Genomic DNA, 26,177 nt, shown 5'->3' with positions numbered 1-26,177 from the left:
CCTTCCGAGATCGCGTCATCCAGAATATCCGGGCGCTGTTGTGGATCAGCCGGGGACGTCGACGATGCGCTCCACGCCGGTCACCGGCACGACGGAACCGGCGGACGCCGCCGCGATGTCCTCGACGAGACGGTCGACCTCGTCCGCCGGCGCCCACACCTCGAACGTCGCCAGCGCTGCATAGCGGGCGTCGCCGAGCGTCGCTCCGTGGTGCAGCACCCAGTCGCGCAGGAGGTTGTCGTAGCGCCCGGCATCCGCGTGCGAGACGTCGAACATCACCTGCGTGAGCGACTGCCGGTGCACCGGCCACGCGAGGTCGAGGGCCTCCGAGACCGCTGAGGAGTATGCCCGCACGAGGCCGCCGGCGCCGAGCTTGACCCCGCCGAAGTACCGCGTCACCACGGCCACCACATCGGTCAGCTCTCGCCTGCGAAGCACCTCGAGCATCGGCACGCCCGCGGTGCCCGACGGCTCGCCGTCGTCCGACGAACGTGCCTGGTCTCCGAGGAGTCCGGTGACCATCGCGCTGCAGTTGTGCCGGGCATCCCACCACCGCTTCCGCAGCCGTGCGATCACGGCATCCGCCTCGTCGACTGAGGCGACCGGCTCGACAGTCGCGATGAATCGCGACTTCTTGATGACGAGCTCATGCTCCACAGGCGCGGCGATCGTCGCCGGGTAGCTGCGGGGCGGAGTCATCCGCCTCAGACTACCCAGCGCCGGCGCGGGCTCACCGGTCGACGAACGACATCTGCTGCGGGTTGTAGCGGTCGCCCTGCACCCCGACGCGAGCGGCGAGCTGGTCGAGATCCGCCATCTCGTCTGCCGAGAGCGCCACGGCCGCCGCTCCCGCGTTCTCGGCGATGCGCGAGGTGCGGCGGGTGCCGGGGATCGGCACGATCCACGGTTCGCGGGCGAGCAGCCAGGCCAGCGCGATCTGGCCGGACGATGCGTCCTTCGCCTCGGCGAGTGCCGTGACGTGACTCACGAGGGCCTGGTTCGCCGCCCGGTTCTCCTCGCTGAAGCGGGGGATCGTGCCGCGGATGTCTCCGTCGCTTCGGGATCGCGGGTCCACAGCGAGTACTCGCTCTGCAGCGCGGTGACCGGCTGCACGGCATGCGCGCGTCGGATGGTGGATGCCGAGGCCTCGGAGAGCCCGAAATGACGCACCTTGCCTTCGGCGATCAGCTCCGACACCGTGCCCGCGACGTCTTCGATCGGCACGTCCGGGTCGACGCGGTGCTGGTAGAAGAGGTCGATCACATCGGTGCGCAGGCGCCGCAGCGATGCCTCCGCGACGCGGCGGATCTGCTCGGGGCGGCTGTCGAGCCCGACGCTCTTGCCGTCTTCGATGCGCCACCCGAACTTCGTCGCGATGACGACCTGGTCGCGGATCGGCTCGAGCGCCTCGCCGACGAGCTCTTCGTTGACATAGGGCCCGTACACCTCCGCGGTGTCGAAGAACGTGACGCCGAGGTCGAGAGCCGACCGCAGCACGCCGATCATCTCGTCGCGGCTGCCGGGATTGGGTCCGTAGCTCTGCGACATCCCCATGCAGCCGAGTCCGACTGCCGAGACCTCGAGGCCCTGTCCGAGTGTGCGAGTGTGCATGCCGTGTCCTTTCGTCAGGCCCGACGCTACGCGCGCTGACGGCCCCGAGGGAGGGCCTGTCGGAACCTCCCACAGGCAGCCGCCGTTCACGATTCAGCACGAGCAGTCCCGGACACCGCAGAACCGGCCGTTTCGTCAGGAATCGGCCGGCTCATGCTGAATTGTGAACGCCGAGCCGTCGCGACTACTCCGCCGAGTCGTCGCGCAGGTAGGCGATGTGCGCGGCGTGCCGGGTCAGGTGGTTCTGCGACTTCCGCACGAACAGCCACGCGACGAGCAGCAGCACGAACCAGATCGGGGTCACGAGCAGCGCGGTCAGCGTATCGGGCTGTGTCGTCAACGCCCACAGGATGAACACGAAGAACGCGAGCACGACGTAGACCATGAAGATGCCGCCCGGCATCCGGAACCTCGATGCGGCGACCTTCTCGGGCCGCCGGCGCCGGTAGACCAGGTAGCTGCACAGGAAGATCGTCCAGACGAACATGAAGCACACCGCCGAGACCGTGGTGACCATGTCGAACGCGGTGCCGATGTCCTTGCCGGCGTAGAGCAGCACGACACCGGACAGCAGCAGGATGCACGACAGGAACAGCGCGTTCTGCGGCACGCGGCGCTTCGACAGGCGCCCGAACAGCCGGGGCGCATCGCCGTCCTGTGCGAGCCCGAACACCATGCGCGAGGTCGAGTAGATGCCAGAGTTGGCGCTCGACATGGCCGAGGTCAGCACGACGAGGTTCACGACGGTGGCGGCGATGCCGAGGCCCGCGAGAGCGAACATCGCGATGAAGGGGCTCTCGCCCGCGACGTACTCGGTCCAGGGCGTGACGGCCATCAGGATGACGAGGGCGCCGACGTAGAAGAGCAGGATGCGGATCGGGATCGCGTTGATCGCCTTCGGCAGATTCTTCTCGGGGTCCTTCGTCTCGGCCGCGGCGGTGCCGACGAGCTCGACGCCGACGAACGCGAAGACAGCGATCTGGAACCCGGCGACGAAGCCCATGAACCCGTGCGGGAACATGCCGCCGTGATCCCACAGGTTCGCGAAGCTCGCCGTGCCCGCATCGTGCTGGAAGCCGGTGAAGATCATCACGAGACCTGTGATGATGAGCGCCACGATCGCCACGATCTTGATGAGCGCGAACCAGAACTCCATCTCGCCGAAGGCGGCGACGGTGGGCAGGTTCAGCGCGAGCAGGATGACGATCACCAGCACGCCGGGGATCCACAACGGGATGCCGGGGAACAGCGCATCCGTGTAGCCGGCGATCGCGATCACGTCGGCGACTCCGGTGACGACCCAGCAGAACCAGTACGTCCATCCGGTGAAGAACCCCGCCCACGGGCCGAGCAGGTCGCTGGCGAAGTCGCTGAACGACTTGTACTTGAGGTTCGAGAGCAGCAGCTCGCCCATCGCCCGCATGACGAAGAACAGCATGAAGCCGATGATCATGTAGACGAAGATGACCGAGGGGCCCGCGACCGAGATGGTCTTGCCGCTGCCCATGAACAGGCCGGTGCCGATCGCGCCGCCGATCGCGAGCAGCTGGATGTGCCGGTTGCTCAGTGCCCGCTTCAGGTGCTGCTCGTCGCCGTCGGCCGACCCGTCCACCCCGCCGGATCCGCCTGTCTTCTCTGTCGTCATCGCTCGAACCTCCGGTGTTCCGTGCCGCGTCCCGCTGCGGCATCCTTCCGACCGTACTTGGCGATCGGGGATGGCATCCAACCGAATCGATTCGATATCCTGGTACGACCCCCGATCATCCCCCAGTTCTGCGAGCCTCTTCTCTCATGGCCACCTCTCTGACCACGGGCCGTCCGTGGCGTGTCATCCTGTCGTTCTCCATTCCCCTGCTGCTCGGAAACGTCGTGCAGCAGATGTACCAGTTCGCCGACGCCGTCGTCGTCGGCCGGCACCTCGGCGTCGAGTCCCTCGCAGCCGTCGGCGCCACCGGCAGCCTGCTGTTCCTGCTCATCGGCTTCGCCTGGGGTCTGACCAGCGGTTTCGCGATCCCCATCGCGCAGGCGTTCGGAGCGGGTGACGGTGCCGCCGTGCGCCGCTCGGTCGCGACCGGCGTGATCCTGACCGGAATCACGAGCGTGGTGCTCACGATCGTCGCGCCCCTGATCGCCCGACCCGTGCTCGAGCTGCTGCAGACGCCGGCCGAGCTCATGCCCGAGGCGACGGTCTTCACCCAGATCAGCTTCATCGGCGCGAGCGCGACGATGTTCTTCAACTACCTCTCGGCGATCATCCGGGCGATCGGCGACTCGCGCACGCCGCTCATCTTCCTGACCGTCTCGTGCGCGCTCAACGTCGGCCTCGTGATCCTGATGGTCGGTCCGCTCGAGTGGGGAGTCGGCGGCGCAGCCCTCGCGACCGTCGTGGCCCAGGCCGTCTCCGTCGCACTGTGCCTCGAGTTCGTGCGCCGTCGCCTGCCGATGCTGCACCTGCGTCGCGCCGACTGGCGAGTCACCCGCGACGACTTCAGGGAGCACCTGCGCCTCGGTCTGCCGATGGGATTCCAGGCATCGATCATCGCGATCGGCACGCTCACCGTGCAGGTGGCGCTGAACACGCTCGGCTCGGATGCCGTCGCGGCCTACACGACGGCATCCCGCGTCGACGGCCTCGCGGTCGCCTTCCTCTCGTCGCTGGGCCTCGCGTCGTCGATGTACACGGCGCAGAACCTGGGCGGGCGCCGCCCCGACCGCATCCGTCGAGGGGTCGTCGAGGGCACCTGGATGGCGATCGCCGCCGGCATCGCACTCGGCGTCATCATCATCGCGTTCGGCACGCCGATGGTGCGCCTGTTCGTCGGTGAGGGGTCCGACGAGGTCGTGCGACTCGCGCACCTCATGCTGATCATCAACGGATGCGGGTACTGGGCCCTCGGTGTGCTGTTCGTGCTCCGCGGGGCGCTGCAGGGCCTCGGCCACACCCTCATCCCCACCGTCACGGGCGTGATCGAGCTGGTGATGCGCGTGGGAGCGGCCGTCGTGCTCGGCGCGCTCATCGGATTCGAGGGCGTCGCGCTCAGCAACCCTCTCGCCTGGCTCGGCGCGATCGTGCTGCTGGTGCCCGCGTACGTGCGCGCTCACCGGTCGCTCGCCCGCATGCCGGTCGACCCGATCGAGTCCACCGAGACGTCGGCGATGGCGATCATCGGTCCGACCGACGGCTCGATGGTCGTCGACGCGGTCGTCACCCAGCCGGTGCGAGTGGTCAAGAGGTCCCGGTTCGCACGGTTGAAGCGCCGCTGAACAACGCGTCACGGTTGAGGAACATCATCCTTCAGATGGATGCCCAGAATGCCGACACTTCGTAATGTTGGTGATGCGGAGGGTCCGCGGACCGGGGGGTCGTGATGACATCGTCAAGGGTGGCAAGCGAACTGGCATCGATACTGGTGCCGATCGGAGTGGTGGGGGCCGTGCTCGCGGCGCTGTGCGCGATCGTGGCGGGAGTCGCGATCATGCGCGGAGCGGCGGGTCTCGCCGGCGGAGCGGTAGGACTGTGGATCCCGAGCGCGATGCTCAGCACCACGGCATCGTTCGCGAATCAGTGGACGCCGCTGCTCGTGTCCGGCATCGTGCTCGTCGCGATGCTGGTGATCGGAGCCGTCGCACGCGGGATCGTCAACGCGGGCGAGCCTGCCCGTGAGGTCGCCCGCGCCGCGCGGATCCAGGCTGTGGTCGACGCGCCCGAGCCGACGGTCCCGCCGCGCTCCACGAAAGCGCCGAGCACCGGCAGTCAGCCTGCGCTCGCAGGCTGAGCCGCACTCAGCGGTAGTCGCGATCCCGGTGCTGCGCGGCCTCGTCTCCTGAGGCCACGCGCTGGGCCTCTCGCGCGCGCAGTTCGACCCGGCGGATCTTGCCGGAGATCGTCTTGGGCAGCTCGGGCACGAACTCGATGATCCGCACCCAGAGGTGCGAGGACAGCCGGTCGTGGGCGTACGCGAAGATCGATCGCGCGGCCTCGGCGTCGGATCCGACCGCGTCGGGGCGCAGGCACACGTAAGCCTTCGGGACTGCGAGCCGCGTCGGATCGGGGCTCGGGATCACCGCCGCCTCGATCACGAGGTCGTGCTCCAGCAGCACCGACTCGAGCTCGAACGGCGAGATCTTGTAGTCGGACGCCTTGAATACGTCGTCCGCCCGGCCGATGTAGGTCAGATAGCCGTCGGCATCCCGCTGGGCGATGTCGCCCGTGTGGTGGTATCCGCCGACGCGCGACTCGGCCGTCTTCTCGGGGTCGTCGTAGTACCCGGCCATGAGCCCCACCGGAGGATGCGCCAGGTCGAGCGCGATCTCGCCCTCGTGCTCGGCGAGCTCACCGGTCGCGGGGTCGAGCAGCACGACGGGGTATCCGGGCAGGGGTCGTCCCATCGATCCGATCTTGACGACCTGACCAGGGGAGTTGCCTACGCAGGCCGTCATCTCGGTCTGGCCGAAGCCGTCGCGGATCGTGCCTCTCCACGCCTCCTGCACCCGGTCGATGACCTCGGGGTTCAGCGGTTCGCCGGCTCCGACGAGCTCGCGCGGCGGGTGGGTCAAGCGCCCGAGGTCGGCCTGGATCAGCATCCGCCACACGGTGGGCGGCGCGCAGAACGTCGAGACATGATGCGTGTCCATGACCTGCATGAGGGTGTTCGCGTCGAAGCGGTCGTAGTTGTAGACGAACACGGTCGCCTCGGCGAGGAAGGGCGAGTAGAAGCTCGACCACGCATGCTTCGCCCAACCCGGCGACGAGATGTTCAGGTGCACGTCGTCGGGGCGCACACCGAGCCACCACATGGTCGACAGATGCCCGATCGGGTACGACACGTGGGTGTGCTGCACGAGCTTCGGACGGTTGGTCGTGCCGCTCGTGAAGTAGAGCAGAGCCGTGTCATCGGCGGGGGTCGCGGCGTCGGGCTCGAAGGTCGTCGGAGCGTCGGCGGAATCGTCGAAGCGCGTCCACCCGGCCGGAATGCCCTCGCCCACCCCGATGCGCAGGACGTCGCCGTCGATGTCGGCGATGCGCTCGGCCAGGCCGCCGAGCGTCACGATGGCGCGGGCGTGTCCGTGGTCGACGCGGTAGGCCAGGTCGGATGCCGAGAGCAGCGTCGAGGTGGGGATCGACACCGCGCCGACCTTGGTGATGGCGAGCATCACCTCCCAGAGTTCGATGGCGTTGCCGAGCATCACGATGACGTGGTCGCCGCGCCCGATGCCGAGTCCTGTGAGCCAGGCGGCGACCTGGTCGGAGCGGTTCGACAGCTCGCCGTAGGTCCACGACTCGAGGCTGAGGTCGGCTGACACGATCTGCACCGCCGGGCGGTCGGGCGACTCGCCGGCGATCACATCGAACCATTCGAGCGCGAAGTTGAACTCAGCGGGCGCAGGCCAGGCGAACCCCTCGCGTGCCGCGGCGTAGTCCGTCGCGTTCGCGAACAGGAAGTCGCGCATCTCTCTGATCGCGGTCGTGGCTGCGGTGGCGCTGCGGCTCATTCTGGGCTCCTTTGCTCGGCAGACGTGTTCCATCCTCGCACCGAGCGCAGACGCCGGCCTCTGACCCCCGCACGTGCGGAAGGAGATCCCTCGCTCAGAAGGACCGAATCCACTGCCTGGTCCTTCGGTGCGAGGGATCTCCTCCTGAACGGAGGCCCGAACACGGGCGGACGAGCGGGCGGGAGCCGCGGCTAGGGCAGACGGATCGTCCCCGTGGCGATGCGCTCGGTCGGCATCCGATCGCGGTTGTACGTGATCTCGTCGTATCCGTGCGGCGTCGGCATCCCGTCGTCGTCCAGGCTCACGAAAACGATCTTCTCGATCGTGAGGATGCGCTTGCGCGTGATCATGTTGCGGGCGACGGCGCGCATGGTCAGAGACGTGGTGCCGAAGTGCGTGGCCTGCAGGCCGATCTCGATCAGGTCGCCCTGCACGGCTGAGGCCTCGAAGTTGATCTCGGAGATGTGCTTCGTCACGGCCCGATAATTGCCCAGCTGCACGATCGCGTAGATCGCGGCCTCTTCGTCGATCCACTTCAGCAGGCTGCCGCCGAACAGCGATCCGTTCGCGTTGAGGTCTTCCGGCTTCACCCATTTGCGGGTGCGGAAGTTGATGCCGTCTTCGGACCACTGCCACTCGGGTGTCTTCTGCTTCGCCATGCTTCGAGGGTAGGAGTCGCGTGAGTCGGGGGTGTTACGCGAGGATGCCGAACCGATCTGCACGGGTGGATCTGCTGGGGCCGATCTTTTCTGGGCCTATCTGCTCTGGGCCGATCTGCCGCGAGCGGATACTCGCCCGCACTCCGACACGGCGGCGGATGCTGGGGCCATGAGCGAAGACAACCCCATCCCGCAGTTCGGCCCCGAGGCCCGCCGGGCACTGTTCCACGAACGAGTGCTCGTGCTCGACGGCGCCCTCGACGACGACAACGGCACGCTGCTCATGACGCAGCTGCTCACCCTCTCGGCGGAGGATCCGACGACCGACATCGCCCTGTGGATCCATTCGCCCGGTGGTTCCGTGCCGGCGATGCTCGCGATCCGCGACCTCATGACCCTCGTGCCGAACGACGTGTCGACCCTCGCACTCGGGCTCGCGTGCAGCGCCGGGCAGTTCCTCCTCTCAGCCGGGGCGAGGGGCAAGCGCAGGGCGCTCCCGCACGCGCGCATCCTCATGCATCAGGGCTCGGCGGGGATCGGCGGCTCGGCGGGCGAGCTCGAGACGCAGGCCGACGACCTGAGGCACATGCGCGACACCGTGCTCGGGCTGATCGCGGCCGACACCGGACAGCCCGTGGAGCGCATCTTCGAGGACTCGCTGCACGACCGCTGGTACACGGCGGAGCAGGCGAAGGACTATGGGTTCATCGACGAGATCGTCGCCTCGCTCGCGGATCTCATGCCGCGTCGTCGGGCCCGGGTCGGGCTGGGTGCGGGCGCATGAGCGGTTACACGATCCCCAACGTCATCGCGCAGCATCCGCGCGGTGAACGCGTCATGGACGTCTACTCGCACCTGCTCGCCGAGCGGGTCATCTATCTCGGCACCGGCATCGACGCCGGAGTCGCCAACGCGTTGATCGCGCAGCTGCTGCACCTCGATGCCGACAGCCAGGATTCCGGCATCCAGTTCTACATCAACAGCGAAGGTGGCGACCCGGGGGCGGCGCTCGCGATCTACGACACCATGCAGCACGTGCGTCCGGCGATCGCGACGACGTGTGTGGGTCAGGCGATCGGGCCGGCGGCGCTGCTGGTCGCGGCAGGGGCTCCGGGACAGCGGGCAGCTCTCGCGCACGCCCGCATCGTGCTGCATCAGCCGGCGGGCCAGTCGCGGGGAGCGATCCCCGACCTCATCCTCGCGGCGGACGAGGTCGTGCGGGTGCGTTCCGACATGGAGTCGATCCTCGCCAGGCACAGCGGACGCTCGCTGAGCGAGCTGCGCGCCGACACCGACCGGGATCGCGTCTTCACGGCATCCGCCGCCCGGGACTACGGTCTGGTCGACACCGTGCTGGGGGAGCGGGCGGACTGAGGGGCCACGGCGTTCGTCTGCAGGATCGGGGCACGGATGCAGGATGATTCTGCCGTTCTGGTCCTGCATCCGTGCCGAAGTCCTGCAGACGGACGGACCTGCAGACGGACGGACCTGCAGACGGACGGACCGTCAGACGGGCGGACCTGCAGACGGACGGACCTGCAGACGGACCTTCAGACGGGCGGGCAGACGAGACGAGCCGTCAGGCGGCGAGGGCGAAGGCCCCGCGGGTGGCGGACACCGCAGCGGATGCCGGCGCCATCGTCGCCTGGCGCAGCTCGTCGGCCACGGCGCTCGTCAGTTCGATCAGCGAGGTGTCGAGGGCCCCGGCGATCGCCGCGATCATCTCGCTCGACGGCTCCTTGAGTCCCCGTTCGACCTCGGAGAGGTATTGCGGCGAGACTCCGGCGTTCCCTGCCGTCTCGGTCAGGGTCTCGTCCCGGTCGTGTCGTCGACGGCGCAGCTGATCGCCGACCATCTGGCGCCATAGGGGCTCGGGCTCACTGGGACGAGGGCGGGCAGAGCGAGGTGCGCGAGGGAACGGGACGAGGTCGGCCATGCCTCACGATAATCCGCCGTCAGCGCACGATTCGAGCGGTTCTGCTCAGAGCAGAAATCAGGCCTCGGTGCGCTCTGAAGGCGCATCGATGGTCCCATCGGCAGCGTCGGTCGCCGCCCAGCTCGCGAGCATCCGCAGTTTGTCGGCGGATGCCGTTCCCGGCTCCGCCGTGTACGTCGACATCTGCAGGCCCGGGTCAGCCGGCAGCTCGAACGCCTCGTAGGTGAGTTCCATCTCGCCGACGACCGGGTGGTTGATGCGCTTGACACCGCTGCGGTGAAAGCGCACGTTGTGCGCCGCCCACAGGGTGCGGAACCGCTCACTGCGCGTCGACAGCTCGCCGACGAGATCGGTGAGCTTGCGGTCGAACGGGTTGCGCCCCGCTTCGCCGCGCATCGCGGCCACGAGCTCCTGGGTGTTTCGCTCCCATTCGGGGTAGAACGTCTGTGCGGCCGGGTCGAGGAAGGCGAAGCGGGCGCTGTTCGGCACCGGGGTCGTGAAGAGCGGCGCATAGAGCGCGCGGCCGAGCGCGTTCGCCGCGAGGTAGTCGAAGTAGTTGTTGCGCACGATCGCCGGCGCCTCGGTCATCGCGTCGAGCAGGCGCAGGATGCTGGGGCGCAGCGTCTCGACCTTCTTGCGCGGCTTGCGGGCGACGGGTGAGGCGTTCGCGGTGCGGGCGAGATCGAACAGATGCGCGGTCTCGGCCTCGTCGAGCTGAAGAGCACGGGCGAGCGCATCGAGCACGCTGTCGGAGACGCCGGACAGATCGCCCCGTTCGAGTCGGGTGTAATAGTCGACGCTGACGCCGGCGAGCAGCGACACCTCTTCACGGCGCAGCCCCGGCACACGCCGGTTGCCGCCGAATGCGGGGAGGCCGGCCTGGTCGGGGGTGATGCGGTCGCGCCTCGACGAGAGGAATTCGCGCACCTCGCTGCGGGTGTCCATGTATGCGACGGTACGCCCCCTGTCGCGACGAAGGGAGGTACTGGTGGACTCTCCCTCGCGTGTGAGCGGACGCGCACACTGGAGGTATGACGATGAACATCACGCTCAACACCGGCATCGAGATGCCTGCCCTCGGCTTCGGAGTGTTCCAGGCCGCTCCGGACGAGACGGTCGATGCCGTCAGCACCGCTCTCGAGACCGGCTACCGCCTGATCGACACCGCCGCTGCGTACGGCAACGAGCGCGAGGTGGGCGAGGCGATCCGCCGCACCGGCATCGCGCGCGACGAGGTCTTCATCGAGACCAAGGTCTGGATCAGCGATTTCGGCTACGACGAGACCCTGCACGCGTTCGAGAAGTCGACGGGCAAGCTCGGGGTCGATCAGCTCGACCTGCTGATCCTGCACCAGGCTCTGCCGACCCGCTTCGACCTCACCCTGGGTGCCTATAAGGCGCTCGAGACCCTGCTCGCCGACGGTCGGGTGCGCGCCATCGGCGTCAGCAACTTCATGGTGGAGCACCTCGACAAGCTGGCGGCGGAGACGAGCATCGTCCCCGCGCTCAACCAGATCGAGGTGCACCCCTACTTCCAGCAGCGCGAGGTGCAGCAGGCGGATGCCGCGGCCGGCATCGTCACCCAGGCGTGGTCGCCCATCGGCGGCATCACGGCCTACCGCCCCAACGGCGCATCCGTCTTCGACGACGAGACGCTCACGGCCATCGCCGCAGAGCACGGCAAGTCGCCGGCACAGGTGATGCTGCGCTGGCACCTGCAGCAGGGTCGCTCCGCGCTGCCGAAGTCGGTGCGTCCCGCCCGCATCGCCGAGAACTTCGACGTCTTCGACTTCGAGCTCACCGCCGACCAGCTCGACGCGATCGATGCGCTCGACACCGGTGTGCGCCGTGGCCCCGAGCCCGAGGACGTCACGCTCGAGACCTTCGGCCGCGAGATCCCCGAGGCGTGACCTAGAGAGCGGCGGCGACGCCGGGGAGCAGCTTGGCCGAGATCGTGCCGAGCTGCTCCCTCTCCTCTGCGGTCAGAGGGTCGAGGATCAGTTCGCGGATCTGTGCCACATGAACGGGCGCCGCCGCCCGCAACAGGTCACGACCGGCATCCGTCAGCGCAGCGGTCAGCGTGCGCTTGTCGCTGCTGCACGAGGTGCGCGTCACCCAGCCGCGGTCTTCGAGCGAGTCGATCGCGTGGCTGAGTCGTGAGCGGCTGAGCCCGGCGATCTGCGCGAGCTCGGTCATCGGGATCGCACGATCACCCTGACCTGCGAGGGTCACCAGGATCGCGTAGTGCGAGTGCTTGAGCCCGGTCTCGGCCTTGAGCGTGCGATCGAGCACCTGCGGCAGCAGCTGCACGAACCGGATGGTCGGCAGCCACGTCTGCATCTCCGCATCGTCGAGCCTCCGCTCGCTCGCCAGCTGCGCGTTCATCAGGCGGCTGACAGGTCGAGCGTGTGCGAGGTGTGGTCGCGCTTGGCCTCGAGGTAGCGGTGGTTCGCGTCCGACAGGTGCACGCCGGTGGCCACCTGCTCGGTGACGCGGATGCCGAGGGCGTCGAGCTGTGCCGCCTTGTCGGGATTGTTGCTCAGCAGACGGATGCTGTCGACGCCCACCGCCTGCAGCATCTGCGCGGCGATCGTGTAGTCGCGTTCGTCTTCTCCGCGGCCGAGTGCGACGTTCGCCTCGTACGTGTCGAGGCCGGCATCCTGCAGCGCGTACGCGTCGAGCTTGGCGTAGAGGCCGATGCCCCGACCCTCCTGGCGCAGGTAGAGCAGGAACCCGCCGTCTTCGGCGATGCGCTCGACGGCTTCACGCAGCTGCGGGCCGCAGTCGCAGCGCTCAGAACCGAACACGTCACCGGTCAGGCATTCGCTGTGCGGACGCACGAGGGGTGCGTCGCCGCCGTCGGCCGCGCGCTCCATGGCGGTCCTCCAGTCGCCGAGCCCGAGCAGCAGGTGCTCGCGGCCGTCGATCAGTCCGTCGAATGTGACGACATCCGCCGTGGTCGAGAACCCGTCGGCGAAGCGCATCGGCACGCGCACCCGCGTCCGCTCTGTGGCGACCGGAACGACGGTTGAAGTTTCAATCATGTCGGGTGCAACGCGCCGACGCCCCCGATATTCCCGCTGGCGCACTACTCCGCGGAACGACGACGCACGGGCTTGAGCTCGCTGGCGAGGATGCCGAGCACCACGAGCGCTCCGCCGATCAGCGCGGCGACGGGCAGGCGTTCACCGGCGATGCGCCCGATCACGGCCGCCCAGACCGGTTCGCCCGCATAGATGATCGTCGCGCGGGTCGGGGACACGGACTTCTGGGCCCAGTTCATCGTGAGCTGGATGACGCAGCTCGCCACTCCGAGTCCGACTGCGCAGCCGACCCAGATCCACGAGAACTCGGGCAGGCCCTCGCCGACGATCGGCATGGTGAGGATGCCGAGCACTCCGGCGGTGAGGAGCTGGATGATCGTGATCCTGCCGAGGTCGATCCGGCCGGCGAACACGCTGATCAGGATGATCTCGGCCGCGATGGGCAGGGTGCTGATGAGCGTCAGGATCTCGCCCGCCCCGAGGGTCAGGGCGAACGCATCGGGTCCCGCGATGAGCAGCAGTCCGAGGAACGCGAGCGCGGCGCCCACGAACGCCATGGCCGGTGGGCGCTTGCGGAAGACGGCCCACTGCGCGAGCGGCACGAGAGGGATGTACATCGCGGTGATGAACGCCGAGGTGCTCGAATCGATGGTCTGCAGCCCGACGGTCTGCAATCCGTATCCGAGATAGATCATCACGCCGATCGCGACCCCGGCGCCGATGTCGCGCCAGCGGATGCCGCGCAGCGCCCGGCGGAAGATGACGATGCTGATCGCGCCGGCGACCAGGAACCGGATGCCGACGAAGAACCACGGCCCCGAGTGCTGCATCGCCCAGTGCACCAGGAGGAATGTGCTGCCCCAGACCGCCGTCACGGCGATGAGGGCGACCTCCTGTCGGCGCAGGCTCATGAAGCGGAATCGAGTGGACATGCTGTCCTTTCTCGACGCGGCCGGGACGAGCCTAGCGCCGCGCCGACCGCCGTCTCGAATCGCCGATCGGCCCGATATGTCGACGGAATACGGCCGGGTGCGCGATCCGGACGGCGTCTCGCTAGCCTCGGATCATGAGCAACTTCGTGAGCGCCACCGAACTGCACGATCTGCTGACGTCCGAGACCCCCGTGCGTGTGATCGACGTGCGCTGGCGACTCGACCGGCCCGACGGCCGAGAGGACTACCTCGCGGGCCACATCCCGGGGGCGGTCTTCGTGCCGCTCGCGACCGAGCTCGCCACCCACGGCGAACCCTCGGACGGCCGGCACCCCCTGCCCTCCACGGCGACGCTCCAGGATGCCGCCCGGCGGTGGGGTGTGAACCGGGGTGACGTCGTCGTCGCCTATGACGACGCCAAGGGAGTCAGCGCGTCACGAGCATGGTGGCTGCTGCGTCAGGGCGGTGTCGACGTGCGCGTCCTCGACGGCGGCATCCGCGCGTGGACGGCCGCCGGCCTTCCGGTCGCCGACGATGACGTGCAGGCCGAGCCCGGCGACGTCGTCCTCGACGAGATCGGCGGCGATGCGATCTCGATCGACGAGGCCGCCTCGTTCGTCGACACCGGTGTGCTGCTCGACGCGCGCGCGCCGGATCGCTATCGGGGAGAGCACGAGCCTTTCGATCCGATCGCCGGGCACATTCCGGGCGCGCTCAACGTCCCGATGGCCGCCCATCTGGATGCCGAGGGCCGGATCCTCGACACTCATACCCTTCAGGCGACCTTCGCCGCCCTCGGGGTGACCGAGGGGACGCCCGTCGCGGCCTACTGCGGCTCGGGCATCACGGCGGCGCACACCGCGCTGGTGCTGGATGAGATCGGCATCGAGGCGAAGGTCTTCCCCGGCTCGTGGAGCCAGTGGTCGAACACTCCGGGGCGTCCGGTCGCGGTCGGCGATCAGCCCGGGTGAGTCGGTCGGCTCCGAGCCCGCGAACGGGCGCGGTCAGCGCCCGTCGGCGTAGCTCCAGGCGACGCCGAGCAGTCCGGGTCCGAATGCGCGTCGCACCTGGTGCACCGAATTGCGGCCCTCGAGCGACAGCTCGGTGATCTTCGAGCCGTCCGGCGTCTCGACGCGCTCTTCGATCCGGTCGGGCAGCGCGTCGGGGTGGAATCGCGTCCACACCAGCAGCTCCCTGGTCTGCCGGGCGACGGCATGACCCGTCTCGCGCTGGGGCGGATAGTCCGGGGGGTAGGCGACCGACCACTCGACCATCGCGGTGCTCGGAGCGGTCAGAGGAACGTCGAGTTCGAACAGGACGCCGTGCACCTCGCCGTTCGGGTGCGAGTACCGGGCAGCGATGCGTCCTCCCGCCACCGCCTCGATGAACGGCGCGGGAGTGCTGATGCCCGGTGTCATCTCGAGGAACGGGATCGACGCGACGGTGCCGACGGTCGACTGCACGATGCTGCGCGTGATCGAGTACGAGACGTTGCCCGCGGCATCCACGTCCGTCACCGAGTGGGTCGTGAGTTCGCGCGACGTGTCGGGGTACTCCGCGCCGAGAGCGGCGAACGCCTCTTTGACGGCATCCTCGAGCTCCTGCTCGTCGAGCGGGAAGAGGTTGGGTCCGAGCGGACCGGTGCGGTTCGTGGTGCCGAGCAGGGCGGTGAGAGAGCCGGGCTCGAGGTGCAGCAGCTGCTCGATGTCGCCGAGCGCGGCCATCGACTGGGCGCCCTCGGGGCGCCGAGCTCCGGACCGCCAGTAGCTGAGCGTCGCCATGGACACGCTGTTGCCGCGGGCGCGCAGCTGCTCGTGCAGCCGCGCCAGAGTCAATCCACGCGCATTGATCGCGTCGCGGAAGGACGCTGCGAACACATCGGCATATCGGCGCAGACCACTTTCCATGCTCATCACAGCACCCCCTCCGGTATGTGAAGAATCGAGCCCTAGAGTGAGCATACGACCACACCAGCATCGCGTAGGGGACGAGGTGCTATTTCTGGGGTCTATCGGCTGAGCAGTCGTGAGCAGGGTGCCCGACCTCGCGACCACTCGGCCTGACGCAGTGTCGCCCCCGTCGCTGCGTTCTGTCGCGGGGCCTGATGATCGATCTGGGGAGATCCATCGGGCCCCGCGAACACCTCTCCGGTGTCGGCGCTCACTCAGCGCCCCCGCGTAGACTGGGGGGAACACCCCCGGAGGACCCTCGATCTTCATGTCTGCCACCGCCCGCGCGTTCACCGTGCGTCATCTTCAGCTGCTGCGCGCGCTCTTCGCCGCCGCCGCTGCAGTGATGATCACCTTCTCGCCCGATCACTCGGCGGCCGTCGGTCTCTCCGTCTTCAGCGGCTTCGTGCTCACCACCGGCCTCGTGATGATCGTCGCCGCGTGGCTCGTCTACCCGGCCGGTCAGCGCTGGCCGTCCGTCGTGTTCGCCCTGCTGAGCTTCGTCGCCGGGATGACTGCCGGTGTGCCCGCATGGCGTACCGAAGACCTCTTCTTCGTCGTCGTGATCGCCTGGGCGGTCTCGACCGGCATCCTCGAGCTCGTCGTCGGACTCCGTGCTCGCAAAGCCGGCGATGCGACCGCACGGGACTCGATCACCCTCGGCGCCTTCGGCCTGCTGCTGGCCGTGCTCCTGATCGCGATCCCGGCGGGCTTCGTGCAGCCGTACGCCATCGAGGGAGCCGGTGCGTTCGAGCTCACCGGCATCATCCTCGGCGTCGGGATGTTCGGCGGATACGCGGCCATCGTCGCGGTCTTCCTCGGCATCGCCGGTCTGACCCCGAAGCGAGCGGATGCTGTCGCCGCCGGGACCACGATCGAGAACGACCCCGCCCCCGCCGGGCACGGAGGAGAGCGATGAGCGACGAGAAGCCCACCCGACGCGACATTCTGCGCCCGCTGCACCTGCTGGGCATCGCTCTCGGCTGCGGTGTCTTCGCCGCGGTGGTGACGCTCGTGTCGACCGGCGCCTTCACCGCCCGGGTGAACAACGCCATCGCGAACGGCACCTACGACGGCCTCACGCCGATCGCGCTCGGCCTGGTGGTCGGCGGCGGTGCATTCATCGTCACGCTGCTGTTCCTCGCGATGCTGATCCTCGTGGTCGACCCGGCCGAGGTCACCAAGAAGGTCGACCGCCCCGTGCTGTTCGACCCCGAGACTCCCGACGAGCCGGGCGCCGACAAGCCGGGCCGCACGTCCTCCTCCTGACCGGATCGCAAGCTCCTCCTGACCGGATCGCAAGGTTCGCCATCGCGACCGGAATAGTCCCGGGCTGCGACGGCTTGTCCCTGTAGTGACTGCCTCGATCGACCGCGCCTCCATCGGACTCAGGTCGGAACGAGGCCCGGTGCTCGGGGCCCTCATGCTCGCCACGGGGCTGATCGCGATCGACGCGACGATCCTCGCGACCGCGGTGCCCAGCATCGTGCGCGATCTGGGCAGCTACCAGCAGTTCCCCTGGCTCTTCTCGGTCTATCTGCTCGCACAGGCGGTCAGCGTGCCGATCTACTCGCGCTTCGCCGATACCGTCGGCCGCAAGCCGATCATCCTGCTCGGCATCGCCCTGTTCCTGCTCGGGTCGGTCCTCTCCGGCTTCGCCTGGAGCATGACCGCCCTGATCGTGTTCCGCATCATCCAGGGCCTCGGCGCCGGTGCCGTCGCGCCGATGTCGATGACGATCGTCGGCGACATCTACACGGTCGCCGAGCGCGCCAAGGTGCAGGGGTACATCGCCTCGGTGTGGGCGATCTCCTCTGTCGTCGGGCCGGCGCTCGGCGGCATCTTCGCCCAGCTCGACGCCTGGCGGTGGATCTTCTGGGTCAACATCCCGCTGTGTCTGATCGCGGGATGGATGCTGCTGCGGCGGTATCACGAAGAGAAGCAGACGCAGCGTCATCGCATCGACTACGCCGGTGCCGTGCTGCTCACGGTCGGACTCACGGGCTTGATCCTCGGGATGCTGGAGGGCGGCAACGCCTGGGCGTGGCTGTCGATCCCCAGTGCCGTCTGCTTCGGACTCGGCGCCGCGGCGCTCGTGGCCTTCGGCCTCGTCGAGCGTCGCGCAGCCGAGCCGATCGTGGACCTGCGCCTGGCGGCGCGGCCGCTGATCCTCACGACCACGATCGTCTCCCTGGGCATCGGCGCCCTGATGACCGGCGTGACGAGCTTCGCACCCGCATATCTGGAAGGGTCCATCGGCATCGCGCCGCTGCTGTCGGGGTTGGCCGTCGCGGCGGTCACCCTCGGCTGGCCGCTCGCCGCCGCGAACGCGGGCCGGCTGTACATGCGGATCGGTTTCCGACGCACAGCGCTCACCGGCATGTCGATCACCGCGGTCGCGGCGATCGCTCTGGCGGTGGTCTCTCCCTGGCCCAATCCGTTCTCGATCGCCGCCGTGGCATTCGTCCTGGGCTTCGGCCTCGGCTGGAGCGCCGCCCCGACGCTGATCGCGGCTCAGGCCTCGGTCGGCTGGGGCGAGCGGGGTGCCGTGACCGGCATGAACGCCTTCGCCCGCTCGGCGGGCAGCGCGCTCGGGGTGGCCGTGTTCGGCGCGATCTCGAACTCGGTGATCGCGCAGGGCGCGGGACCCGAGGACCCGGCGACCATCATCTCGGCATCCGTCTGGGTGTTCATCGCTGCCGCCGTCGTGGCCGTGCTCACCTTGATCGCCGCGGCGTTCATGCCGCGGGACCCGGCGGGCGCGCACTCCGGAGAACCCCGCCCCTAGCCCGCACGGCGTTGGTGACCCGGCGCCGGGTCAGATTCGTGCGGGGTCGCTTCGCTGCGGGTCGCTTCGCTGCGGGTCGCTTGGCTGCGGGTCGCTTGGCTGCGGGTCGCTTCGCTGCGGGGTCACTTTCGCATCCGATTCGGCCGATTGCGGTGCGTTTCTGGCCCCGCATCGCGCGCGCGGTGCGTTTCTGGCCCCGCACCGAACGCGCGGATGCCTCAGCGGCACCCGCGCGTTCGCGCTACTTCGCGAGCTGCTCGGCGATGCCGGTGTACGAGGCGGGGGTCAGGGCGAGCAGACGCTGCTTCGCGGCATCCCCGATCTCGAGTCCCTCGACGAACTCCGCCAGGTCCGCGGCGCCCACGCGGTGACCGCGGGTGAGCTCCTTCAGCAGTGCGTAGGGGTCGGTGATCGACGAGCGGCCGGCGACGACCTCCGCGCGGATGACGGTCTGGATTGCTTCGGCGAGGACTTCCCAGTTCACGTCGAGGTCGGCGAGCAGCACGTCGCGCGAGAGCGAGATGGCGTTCAGACCGCGACGCAGGTTGTCGATCGCGAGCAGCGAGTGGCCGAACGCGACGCCGATGTTGCGCTGCGTCGTCGAGTCGGTGAGGTCGCGCTGCAGTCGGCTGGTGACGAGGGTCTGTCCGAGGGATGCCAGCAGGGCGCCGGAGATCTCGAGGTTGGCCTCGGCGTTCTCGAACCGGATCGGGTTGATCTTGTGCGGCATCGTCGACGATCCGGTCGCGCCCGCGACGGGGATCTGCGCGAAGTAGCCGAGCGAGATGTACGTCCAGATGTCGGTGGCGAGATTGTGCAGGATCCCGCCGGCGTGACGCACGCGATCGTAGAGCTCGACCTGCCAGTCGTGCGACTCGATCTGCGTGGTCAGCAGGTTGAAGCCCAGACCCAGGCCCTCGATGTACTCGCGCGAGATGGTGGGCCAGTCGGCGTCGGGGTCGGCGGCGATGTGCGCCGACCAGGTGCCGGTCGCGCCCGAGAACTTGGCGAGGTAGTCGGATGCTGCGATCTGCGCGCGCACGCGCTCGAGACGCCACGCGAAGACGGCGAGCTCCTTGCCCATGGTCGACGGAGTGGCCGGCTGACCGTGGGTGCGGGAGAGCATCGCGGCGTCGGCGTGCTCGGCGGCCAGCTCGCGGAGCTTCGCGATCACGACGTCGAGACCCGGCAGCCAGACCTCCTCGACCGCGCGCTTGACGGTCAGGGCGTAGGACGCGGAGTTGATGTCCTCGCTTGTGCAGGCGAAGTGGGTGAGCTCGGCGATCGCGTCGAGGCCGAGGGCCGACAGGCGGTCGCGCACGAGGTACTCGATCGCCTTCACGTCGTGCTGCGTGACGGCTTCCTTCTCGGCGAGCCAGTCGATCTCGGCCTGGCCGAAGTCGCGGTAGAGGGCGCGCAGGCGCTCCTTGTCGGCATCCGACAGGGGGCTCGTCTCGAAGAGCGAGCGGTCGGTGAGCGCGATCAGCCACTCCACCTCTACCTCGACACGGGCGCGGTTGAGGCCGGCCTCCGAGAGGAAGTCGGCGAGGCCGGTGACGGCGCCGCGGTAGCGACCGTCGAGGGGGCTCAGCGGCTGGGGCGGGAGCGAAGGCTGGAAAGTCAGGGGAGTCCTCCTGATCGGGCCCCGGGAGTGCGGGGCGTGCGGGGCTGGCGGAGAGCCGGCTCGAGCTGGCGGAACAGCCCGCGAGTCGCGGTCTCAATCATACCGAGCACCGAATCGAACATCTCGGCGCCGGCGTAGTAGGGGTCGGGGACATCCTGGCTGTGCGCGTCGGGGTCGAAGGCGAGCAGCAGGGTGACCTTGCCCTCCTCGTCCTCGTTGGCGGCCCACTCGCGCAGGATGCGCTCATGAGTGCGGTCGAGGGCGACGACGAGGTCGTTCTCCGAGAAGGAGGAGAAGGTGAACTGCTTCGCGCGGTGGAGTGAGCCGTCGTAGCCGCGGCGGCTGAGGGAATCGAGAGTGCGGTGGTCGGCCCGTTCGCCGAGGTGCCAATCGCCTGTTCCCGCGCTGCGGGAGACGATCCGCGAGCCGAGACCCTGACGTTCCGCGAGATCGCGGAACACCACCTCCGCCATCGGAGAGCGGCAGATGTTCCCCGTGCACACGAAGATCACGCGGAAGGGATCCGGGGATGTCACCGTCCTATTCTGCCGGTCGCAGCCCGATCGCGCGATGCCGGAGATCCGGGGCCGGTCGGGCGCACCCGTTCTGCACCGGTGCCGCGACCGAGCCAACTGCTCACGAGGCCCGAGATCCGAGGGTCGTCCGCACATCGCAGCGGCAGTGGATCGCGGATGCTGGGCGCATGTACTCCTTCGCACTCGCACAGACCGGCGCCGCAGACACCGCCTGGGCCCAGTCCCGCGCCGTGGCAGCGCTCCGCAGCGCGGTCGAGGCGCTCGACGACGTGCGCGCATCGCTCGCCGTCCTCACCGCCGACACCGACTGGCACTCCGACGGGGTGCGCGCGATGCAGCACTCGCTCGACGATCTCCGACGGAGGACACGCGTCGAGGCATCCGAGATGCGCAGCCGTGAGTCAGAGGCCGAACGGATCGACGTCTCATGACAGGGCTGACGATCGACCACGGGGGAGCGATCGCCGTCGACCCCGACGTGCTGCGCGATGTCGCTCACCGCATCGATGCCGTCGCCTCCCGTTATGACGATGCGCGTTCGGCCATCATGCGAGCGCATCGGATCATCGTCGACTCTCCTGGCTTCAGCGAGCACGTCGACACGGTGGGGCTGTGGGCGTCGGGCGAGCACGTCGCTCGACTCCGCTCCGAGTGCCAGGAGACCGCCGAGTCCACCCTTCTCATGGCCGATGCCTACGAATACGTCGAGCTGCGAGCGGAGGCGGAGATGCTCGCGCAGACCGATCCGAGCACGGCGCAGCGGCTGACACGACGAGCCGATCGTCTTGCTGCGTCGGACGAACGCATCTCGAAGATGGCCGACGACCTCGTCGCTCAGTGGCGCGCCAGACGATTCGAAGGCCTCACGGGCAACCTCGTGACGCCCGCCCTGTACGACCACGTCTTCGGGACCGCGGCGCTCGTCGGGGCGTTCTCGGGGTTCGGCAAGGTGCTCCCCGGCGAGAGGCTGCAGGGCACGGCCGACCCCGTCACGGTCTCGCCGGTGAAGACGTCCTCGCCCCAGGGGGCGCCCTCGGGCCTGGCCGGAGCCTTGAGGCGCATGCCGGTCGCCGTCGGAGCGCAGGTCGCCGTCGAGAAGTACTCCTTCGCCGACGGCACCACGAAGTTCGTCGCCTACCTGGAAGGAACGCAGAGCGTCGCGTGGGGAGGTGCGCAGCCGTGGGACTCCAAGTCCAACGCCGAGCTCTACACCGGGAAGAGATCCGCGTCGTATCAGGCGACGATCGAGGCGCTCGAGGCGGCGGGGGCGCAGCCGGGCGATGAGGTCGATGTCGTCGCCCATTCGCAATCGGCCATGGTCGCCGCTCACCTCGCGATGGAGAGTCCGTTCGACGTGCAGATGCAGATCACGGCGGGAAGCCCGGTCGAGCCGACCCTGGATGACGACCAGACCATCATCCAGCTGCGTCATTCCGACGACGTGGTCTCCGGGCTGGCCGGCGGAGGATCGCCCGAGGGGACCGGGTCGGATGACAGCATCACCCTGCTCACTGAAGGAACCCCGCAGGACACCCTCGGGGACCTGACGGTCGACGCGCACCACCTCGACACGTACATCGACACCGCGGAGATGGCCGATGAGCTCAGCGACCAGCGAATCGATGCGATGCACGAGTTCTGGCGCGAACTCGACACCGCCGAGGTGGTCGAGCGCACCGAGTATCAGGCCGAGCGTGTCGGATGACGGCCGCGCGAGGTGCGCCGGCGGGCGTCAGTCCCGACGCTGCTTCTTGCTCTGCGGACGCAGGATGAAGCCGAAGACACCGTTGATCAGCGAGATGATGAGCGCGGCGAGCACGCCCCACCAGAAGCTGCCGACCGTGAGACCCCAGCCGAACCCGCTCGTGATCCACGCCGTGAGCCACAGCAGGAAGCCGTTGATCACGAAGCCGATCAGTCCGAGGGTGATGATGTACAGCGGGAACGCGACGATCTTCACCACCGTGCCGATGACGGTGTTCACGAGCGCGAAGATCGCGGCCACCGCGAGCAGGGTCAGCACGAGCTGCAGGGTCTCGCCCGGCGCGAACGCCCTGATCTGCACCTGCAGGGCGGGGATCAGCGTCACGACCCAGAGGGCGAACGCGTTGACGACGACTCGGATGATGAAGCGCATAGTCCGTCCAGTCTTCCATGTGGGGCGCGGGAGCGCCGCGGAATCTAGACTCATGACTGTGACCGACCCGATCCTTCCGCGCATCCGTCCCGCCATCGCCGCCCTGGCGCCGTACCGACAGGGCAAGCAGGCGGGCCCCGACGCATTCAAGCTCTCGAGCAACGAGAACCCGTTCGAGCCGCTTCCGTCGGTCGCCGCGGCGCTGCAGCACACGACGCCCATCAACCGATACCCGGATGCCACCGCCGGCCGCCTTCGCGTACGACTCGGTGCACGGTACGCCGTCGAGCCCGACCAGGTGCACGTGGCTGCGGGCAGCGTCTCGATCCTCCACCAGCTGATCCTCGCGACCGCCTCCGTGGGTGACGAGGTCGTCTACGCTTGGCGCTCGTTCGAGGCCTATCCGAGTCTGCCGCTCGTCGCGGGCGCGACCGGGGTGCAGGTGCCTCTCACGCCCGACTCCCGTCACGACCTCGACGCGATGGCTGAGGCGGTCACCGAGCGCACGCGTGCCGTCATCCTCTGCACCCCGAACAATCCGACCGGTCCGATCATCACGAGCGACGAGTTCGCGACGTTCGTCGAGCGCGTCCCCGCCGATGTGCTGATCGTCCTCGACGAGGCCTACGCCGAGTTCGTGACGGTGCCCGGGGCGGTCGACGGTCTCGCCGAGCGGGTGTTCGAGCGGCATCCGAACGTCGTCGTGCTGCGCACCTTCTCGAAGGCCTACGGACTCGCGGGCCTGCGCATCGGATACGCGATCGGCAACGAGAAGGTCCTCGATGCCGCGCGCACCACCGGCATCCCGCTCTCCGTCACGTCGGCAGCCGAGAACGCCGCGATCGCGAGCCTCGACGCCGAGTCCGAGCTGCTCGAGCGCGTCGCGGTGATCGTCGAGCGCCGCACGCGCCTGCTCGAGGGGCTGCGTCGGCAGGGCTGGGACGTGCCCGACTCGCAGGCCAACTTCATCTGGCTGCCCACCGGCGAGCGCACCGACGAGGTCGCCGCCGCATTCGTCGCCGCCGACCTCATCGTGCGCCCGTTCCCGGGTGACGGCATCCGCATCTCCGTGGGCGAGGAGGCATCCGTGGCGCGCGTGCTCGATGTCGCATCGTCACTGCGCTGATCCGCGCCGTTCCGCCGTTTCTCCGGGTTCCCGGCAGATGCGAGGACGTCCTAGGTATGCGTGACCGGGCATGCGCGCGCGGGTAGCGTGGGGGTCGTGACCTCGTCAGAGACTGAACTCGTCCGCGTCCTGGATCAGGATGGCCGCTTCACGCCGAGTCCGGCTGCTGAGCAGTATCTGTCGTTGATCGAGGCGATCAGCGACGCCGAGCTCGAGCAGTTCTACCGGGACATGGTGGTCATCCGCGCGATCGACACCCAGGCCACCAACCTGCAGCGACAGGGACAGCTGGCGCTGTGGCCGCCGAGCCGTGGGCAGGAGGCCGCCCAGGTCGGGTCCGCCCGCGCCGCCCGCGCCCAGGACACGCTCTTCCCGTCGTACCGCGAGCACGCCGTGACGCGCATCCGCGGCGTCGACCCCGTCGACATCATCAAGCTGATGCGCGGTGTCTCGCACGGCGGCTGGGATCCGACAGACCCCAAGAACGGCAACACCCGCCTCTACACCCTGGTTCTCGGCTCGCAGGTGCTGCATGCAGCCGGCTACGCGATGGCGTTGAACTTCGACGGTCGATCCGGCACCGGCGACGTCGACAAGGACGAAGCCGTCATCGTCTACTACGGCGACGGGGCGTCGAGCCAGGGCGACGTGCACGAGGCGATGGTCTTCGCCGCGAGCTACCAGGCTCCCACCGTCTTCTTCCTGCAGAACAACCACTGGGCGATCTCGGTGCCGGTCGCGACGCAGTCGCGGGTGCCGCTGGTCGAGCGCAGCGCCGGCTACGGCATCCCCAGCGTCCGCGTCGACGGCAACGACGTCCTCGCCAGCTACGCCGTGTCGCGCGTCGCTCTCGATGAAGCCCGCAGCGGCCACGGTCCCCGGGCGATCGAGGCGGTCACGTACCGTCTCGGCGCGCACACCACCAGCGACGATCCCACGAAGTACCGCGGCTCCGACGAAGAGCAGTCGTGGGCGCTGCGAGACCCGATCGACCGCATGCGCGCCTTCCTCGAGAACAGGGGAGCGGCGGGGCAGTTCTTCGCCGACGTGGATGCCGAGGCGGCCGACGCCGCCGAGGACCTGCGTTCACGCAGCGTCGAGCTCGGATCGCCGACCGCAGACAAGATCTTCGATCACGTGTACAGCGACCCGCATCCGCTCGTGGCGGAGCAGAAGGCCTGGCACACGCGCTACGAGGCATCGTTCGAAGGAGACGGCAAGTGATGGACTGCCTTCAGGATTCTCGGCCAGGAGCGACTTTCGCGGCCCGCGCTGCGCGCAGTGGCCGCCGAACGTGCGTATGGCCGCAGAAGTTCACGACGTCGAGGACGGTGCACGCATGACCCTCGAGACGATGCCCCTCAGCAAGGCGCTGAACTCGGGCCTGCGCCGGGCGCTCGAAGACGACTCCAAGGTCCTGCTCATGGGCGAGGACATCGGCAAGCTCGGCGGTGTCTTCCGGGTCACCGAGCACCTGCAGCGCGACTTCGGCGACCGCCGCGTGCTCGACACACCCCTCGCGGAGTCGGGGATCGTCGGCACCGCGATCGGGCTCGCGATGGCCGGGTTCCGTCCGGTGATCGAGATCCAGTTCGACGGGTTCGTGTTCCCCGCGTTCGACCAGATCACGACCCAGCTCGCCAAGCTCACGAACCGACACGAGGGCAGGATCAGCCTGCCCATCGTGATCCGCATCCCCTACGGCGGGCACATCGGAGCGGTCGAGCACCACCAGGAGAGCCCTGAGGCCTACTTCGCGCACACCCCCGGCCTGCGGGTGGTGTCGCCGTCGACGCCGAACGATGCCTACTGGATGATCCAGGAGGCCATCGCGTCCAACGACCCGGTGATCTTCATGGAGCCGAAGAGCCGCTACTGGCAGAAGGGCGAGGTCGAGCTCGACGCGTCCGCCGCCCCGCTGCACTCGTCTCGCGTCGTGCGCACGGGATCCGACGTCACGCTCGTCGGACACGGAGCCATGGTCACGACCCTGCTGCAGGCGGCCGCGCTCGCCGAGGCCGAGGGCACCAGCTGCGAGGTCGTCGACGTGCGGTCACTGTCTCCGGTCGACTACGAGCCCATCCTGAGCTCGGTGCGCAAGACCGGACGCATGGTCTACGCCCAGGAGGCCCAGGGCTTCGTCAGCATCGGCAGCGAGATCGCCGCGACCGTCATGGAGCGCGCCTTCTACGCGCTCGAAGCTCCCGTGCTCCGCGTCTCGGGATACGACACTCCGTTCCCGCCCGCGAAGCTCGAGGGCACCTACCTCCCCGACGCCGACCGCATCCTCGAGGCCGTCGACCGTTCGCTCGCCTACTGATCTCACCCTGATCTCACCGTTC

Annotated in this window: 27 protein-coding genes and 1 pseudogene; 14 read left to right on the top strand and 14 right to left on the bottom strand. The window is 68.7% G+C overall.

All coding sequences use genetic code 11. From position 1 onward, the window contains the following. Positions 1–45: 45 nt before the first annotated feature. The 3 genes and pseudogenes from BMW26_RS16925 to cycA form a co-directional block, all read right to left on the bottom strand. Entirely contained in the window at positions 46–699 is a 654-nt protein-coding gene (locus BMW26_RS16925) for an IMPACT family protein (protein ID WP_072592116.1), read from the bottom strand. Between the two features lie 31 nt (positions 700–730). Then, a pseudogene (locus BMW26_RS16920) lies at positions 731–1,611 on the bottom strand (aldo/keto reductase). Between the two features lie 184 nt (positions 1,612–1,795). After that, the gene (gene cycA, locus BMW26_RS16915) at positions 1,796–3,256 is read right to left on the bottom strand and encodes a D-serine/D-alanine/glycine transporter (protein WP_072592115.1); all 1,461 of its coding nucleotides are present in this window, start codon (positions 3,254–3,256) and stop codon (positions 1,796–1,798) included. Between the two features lie 146 nt (positions 3,257–3,402). Between cycA and BMW26_RS16910 the strand changes: the two genes are divergently transcribed. Together BMW26_RS16910 and BMW26_RS16905 are read left to right on the top strand one after the other, a co-directional pair. Continuing rightward, positions 3,403–4,875, top strand: coding sequence for an MATE family efflux transporter (locus BMW26_RS16910; protein WP_072592114.1), 1,473 nt, complete (start codon positions 3,403–3,405; stop codon positions 4,873–4,875). 119 nt (positions 4,876–4,994) lie between these two features. Further along, the gene (locus BMW26_RS16905; protein WP_157557456.1) at positions 4,995–5,387 is read left to right on the top strand and encodes a hypothetical protein; all 393 of its coding nucleotides are present in this window, start codon (positions 4,995–4,997) and stop codon (positions 5,385–5,387) included. A 7-nt stretch (positions 5,388–5,394) separates the two neighbouring features. On the opposite strand, the gene BMW26_RS16900 is transcribed toward BMW26_RS16905, so the two are convergent. Both BMW26_RS16900 and BMW26_RS16895 read right to left on the bottom strand, forming a co-directional pair. Next, positions 5,395–7,104, bottom strand: a complete 1,710-nt coding sequence (locus tag BMW26_RS16900) for an AMP-binding protein (protein WP_072592112.1) — start codon at positions 7,102–7,104, stop codon at positions 5,395–5,397. A gap of 191 nt (positions 7,105–7,295) precedes the next feature. After that, positions 7,296–7,763 (bottom strand): acyl-CoA thioesterase, encoded by a 468-nt coding sequence (locus BMW26_RS16895; RefSeq protein WP_072592111.1) that lies wholly within the window; start codon positions 7,761–7,763, stop codon positions 7,296–7,298. A 169-nt stretch (positions 7,764–7,932) separates the two neighbouring features. Between BMW26_RS16895 and BMW26_RS16890 the strand changes: the two genes are divergently transcribed. Next, on the top strand, positions 7,933–8,547 hold the full coding sequence (locus tag BMW26_RS16890; RefSeq protein WP_053098158.1) for a ClpP family protease: 615 nt from the start codon (positions 7,933–7,935) through the stop codon (positions 8,545–8,547). Then, entirely contained in the window at positions 8,544–9,137 is a 594-nt protein-coding gene (locus tag BMW26_RS16885) for a ClpP family protease (protein ID WP_053098157.1), read from the top strand. Before BMW26_RS16890 ends, BMW26_RS16885 begins: the two co-directional genes overlap by 4 nt. Before the next feature lie 205 nt (positions 9,138–9,342). Here the strand turns inward: BMW26_RS16885 and BMW26_RS16880 are convergent, their stop codons facing one another. Together BMW26_RS16880 and BMW26_RS16875 are read right to left on the bottom strand one after the other, a co-directional pair. Continuing rightward, positions 9,343–9,699, bottom strand: a complete 357-nt coding sequence (locus BMW26_RS16880; RefSeq protein WP_053098156.1) for a helix-turn-helix domain-containing protein — start codon at positions 9,697–9,699, stop codon at positions 9,343–9,345. A gap of 57 nt (positions 9,700–9,756) precedes the next feature. Next, complete coding sequence (locus BMW26_RS16875) at positions 9,757–10,644, bottom strand: helix-turn-helix transcriptional regulator (protein WP_053098155.1); 888 nt, start codon at positions 10,642–10,644, stop codon at positions 9,757–9,759. Between the two features lie 92 nt (positions 10,645–10,736). Here BMW26_RS16875 and BMW26_RS16870 point away from each other — a divergent pair, with 92 nt between their 5' ends. Further along, positions 10,737–11,609 carry an aldo/keto reductase gene (locus BMW26_RS16870; RefSeq protein WP_198032420.1) on the top strand — a complete coding sequence of 291 codons (873 nt, stop codon included), beginning with the start codon at positions 10,737–10,739 and terminating at the stop codon, positions 11,607–11,609. A 1-nt stretch (position 11,610) separates the two neighbouring features. On the opposite strand, the gene BMW26_RS16865 is transcribed toward BMW26_RS16870, so the two are convergent. The 3 genes from BMW26_RS16865 to BMW26_RS16855 are packed head-to-tail and all read right to left on the bottom strand — an operon-like array spanning position 11,611 to position 13,675. Next, positions 11,611–12,084 (bottom strand): MarR family winged helix-turn-helix transcriptional regulator, encoded by a 474-nt coding sequence (locus tag BMW26_RS16865; protein WP_053098153.1) that lies wholly within the window; start codon positions 12,082–12,084, stop codon positions 11,611–11,613. Then, positions 12,084–12,743 (bottom strand): GTP cyclohydrolase II, encoded by a 660-nt coding sequence (locus BMW26_RS16860; protein WP_072592110.1) that lies wholly within the window; start codon positions 12,741–12,743, stop codon positions 12,084–12,086. Before BMW26_RS16860 ends, BMW26_RS16865 begins: the two co-directional genes overlap by 1 nt. Positions 12,744–12,787: 44 nt before the next feature. Further along, positions 12,788–13,675, bottom strand: coding sequence for a DMT family transporter (locus BMW26_RS16855; RefSeq protein WP_053098151.1), 888 nt, complete (start codon positions 13,673–13,675; stop codon positions 12,788–12,790). Positions 13,676–13,809: 134 nt separating this feature from the next. Between BMW26_RS16855 and BMW26_RS16850 the strand changes: the two genes are divergently transcribed. Next, positions 13,810–14,646 (top strand): sulfurtransferase, encoded by an 837-nt coding sequence (locus tag BMW26_RS16850; protein ID WP_072592109.1) that lies wholly within the window; start codon positions 13,810–13,812, stop codon positions 14,644–14,646. 33 nt (positions 14,647–14,679) lie between these two features. On the opposite strand, the gene BMW26_RS16845 is transcribed toward BMW26_RS16850, so the two are convergent. Then, the gene (locus BMW26_RS16845) at positions 14,680–15,588 is read right to left on the bottom strand and encodes a hypothetical protein (RefSeq protein WP_056275446.1); all 909 of its coding nucleotides are present in this window, start codon (positions 15,586–15,588) and stop codon (positions 14,680–14,682) included. A 304-nt stretch (positions 15,589–15,892) separates the two neighbouring features. On the opposite strand from BMW26_RS16845, the gene BMW26_RS16840 reads away from it, so the two are divergent. The 3 genes from BMW26_RS16840 to BMW26_RS16830 all read left to right on the top strand — a co-directional run bounded on the left by BMW26_RS16840 (position 15,893) and on the right by BMW26_RS16830 (position 18,412). Then, entirely contained in the window at positions 15,893–16,543 is a 651-nt protein-coding gene (locus tag BMW26_RS16840) for a hypothetical protein (RefSeq protein ID WP_053098148.1), read from the top strand. Further along, positions 16,540–16,893 carry a hypothetical protein gene (locus tag BMW26_RS16835; protein ID WP_053098147.1) on the top strand — a complete coding sequence of 118 codons (354 nt, stop codon included), beginning with the start codon at positions 16,540–16,542 and terminating at the stop codon, positions 16,891–16,893. The genes BMW26_RS16840 and BMW26_RS16835 overlap by 4 nt, the downstream gene beginning before the upstream one ends. An 85-nt stretch (positions 16,894–16,978) precedes the next feature. Beyond that, complete coding sequence (locus BMW26_RS16830; protein ID WP_072592108.1) at positions 16,979–18,412, top strand: MFS transporter; 1,434 nt, start codon at positions 16,979–16,981, stop codon at positions 18,410–18,412. Positions 18,413–18,653: 241 nt separating this feature from the next. Here BMW26_RS16830 and purB read toward each other — a convergent pair whose 3' ends face one another. Beyond that, positions 18,654–20,036 carry an adenylosuccinate lyase gene (gene purB / locus BMW26_RS16820; protein ID WP_072592107.1) on the bottom strand — a complete coding sequence of 461 codons (1,383 nt, stop codon included), beginning with the start codon at positions 20,034–20,036 and terminating at the stop codon, positions 18,654–18,656. Further along, the gene (locus BMW26_RS16815) at positions 20,033–20,509 is read right to left on the bottom strand and encodes a low molecular weight protein-tyrosine-phosphatase (protein ID WP_230100954.1); all 477 of its coding nucleotides are present in this window, start codon (positions 20,507–20,509) and stop codon (positions 20,033–20,035) included. The genes purB and BMW26_RS16815 overlap by 4 nt, the downstream gene beginning before the upstream one ends. 230 nt (positions 20,510–20,739) lie before the next feature. On the opposite strand from BMW26_RS16815, the gene BMW26_RS16810 reads away from it, so the two are divergent. Together BMW26_RS16810 and BMW26_RS16805 are read left to right on the top strand one after the other, a co-directional pair. Then, positions 20,740–21,003, top strand: coding sequence for a hypothetical protein (locus BMW26_RS16810; RefSeq protein WP_072592106.1), 264 nt, complete (start codon positions 20,740–20,742; stop codon positions 21,001–21,003). Further along, the gene (locus BMW26_RS16805) at positions 21,000–22,277 is read left to right on the top strand and encodes a hypothetical protein (RefSeq protein WP_072592105.1); all 1,278 of its coding nucleotides are present in this window, start codon (positions 21,000–21,002) and stop codon (positions 22,275–22,277) included. Before BMW26_RS16810 ends, BMW26_RS16805 begins: the two co-directional genes overlap by 4 nt. A gap of 27 nt (positions 22,278–22,304) precedes the next feature. Here the strand turns inward: BMW26_RS16805 and BMW26_RS16800 are convergent, their stop codons facing one another. Further along, positions 22,305–22,709: a phage holin family protein gene (locus tag BMW26_RS16800; protein ID WP_053098140.1), complete on the bottom strand. Its 405-nt coding sequence runs from the start codon at positions 22,707–22,709 to the stop codon at positions 22,305–22,307. Positions 22,710–22,761: 52 nt separating this feature from the next. On the opposite strand from BMW26_RS16800, the gene BMW26_RS16795 reads away from it, so the two are divergent. The 3 genes from BMW26_RS16795 (at position 22,762) to BMW26_RS16785 (ending at position 26,155) form a co-directional block, all read left to right on the top strand. Then, positions 22,762–23,835, top strand: a complete 1,074-nt coding sequence (locus BMW26_RS16795; protein WP_198032353.1) for a histidinol-phosphate transaminase — start codon at positions 22,762–22,764, stop codon at positions 23,833–23,835. Positions 23,836–23,931: 96 nt separating this feature from the next. Then, positions 23,932–25,059, top strand: a complete 1,128-nt coding sequence (pdhA, locus tag BMW26_RS16790; protein WP_072592403.1) for a pyruvate dehydrogenase (acetyl-transferring) E1 component subunit alpha — start codon at positions 23,932–23,934, stop codon at positions 25,057–25,059. A 115-nt stretch (positions 25,060–25,174) separates the two neighbouring features. Continuing rightward, a complete protein-coding gene (locus BMW26_RS16785) occupies positions 25,175–26,155 on the top strand; it encodes an alpha-ketoacid dehydrogenase subunit beta (RefSeq protein ID WP_053099302.1) in 981 nt (326 codons plus the stop codon). Positions 26,156–26,177 lie beyond the last annotated feature (22 nt).

The organism is Microbacterium sp. 1.5R, from assembly GCF_001889265.1.
Lineage (GTDB): Bacteria > Actinomycetota > Actinomycetes > Actinomycetales > Microbacteriaceae > Microbacterium.
The sequence above is the reverse complement of the archived record's forward strand: the minus strand, read 5'-3'. Positions and strand labels throughout refer to the sequence as shown.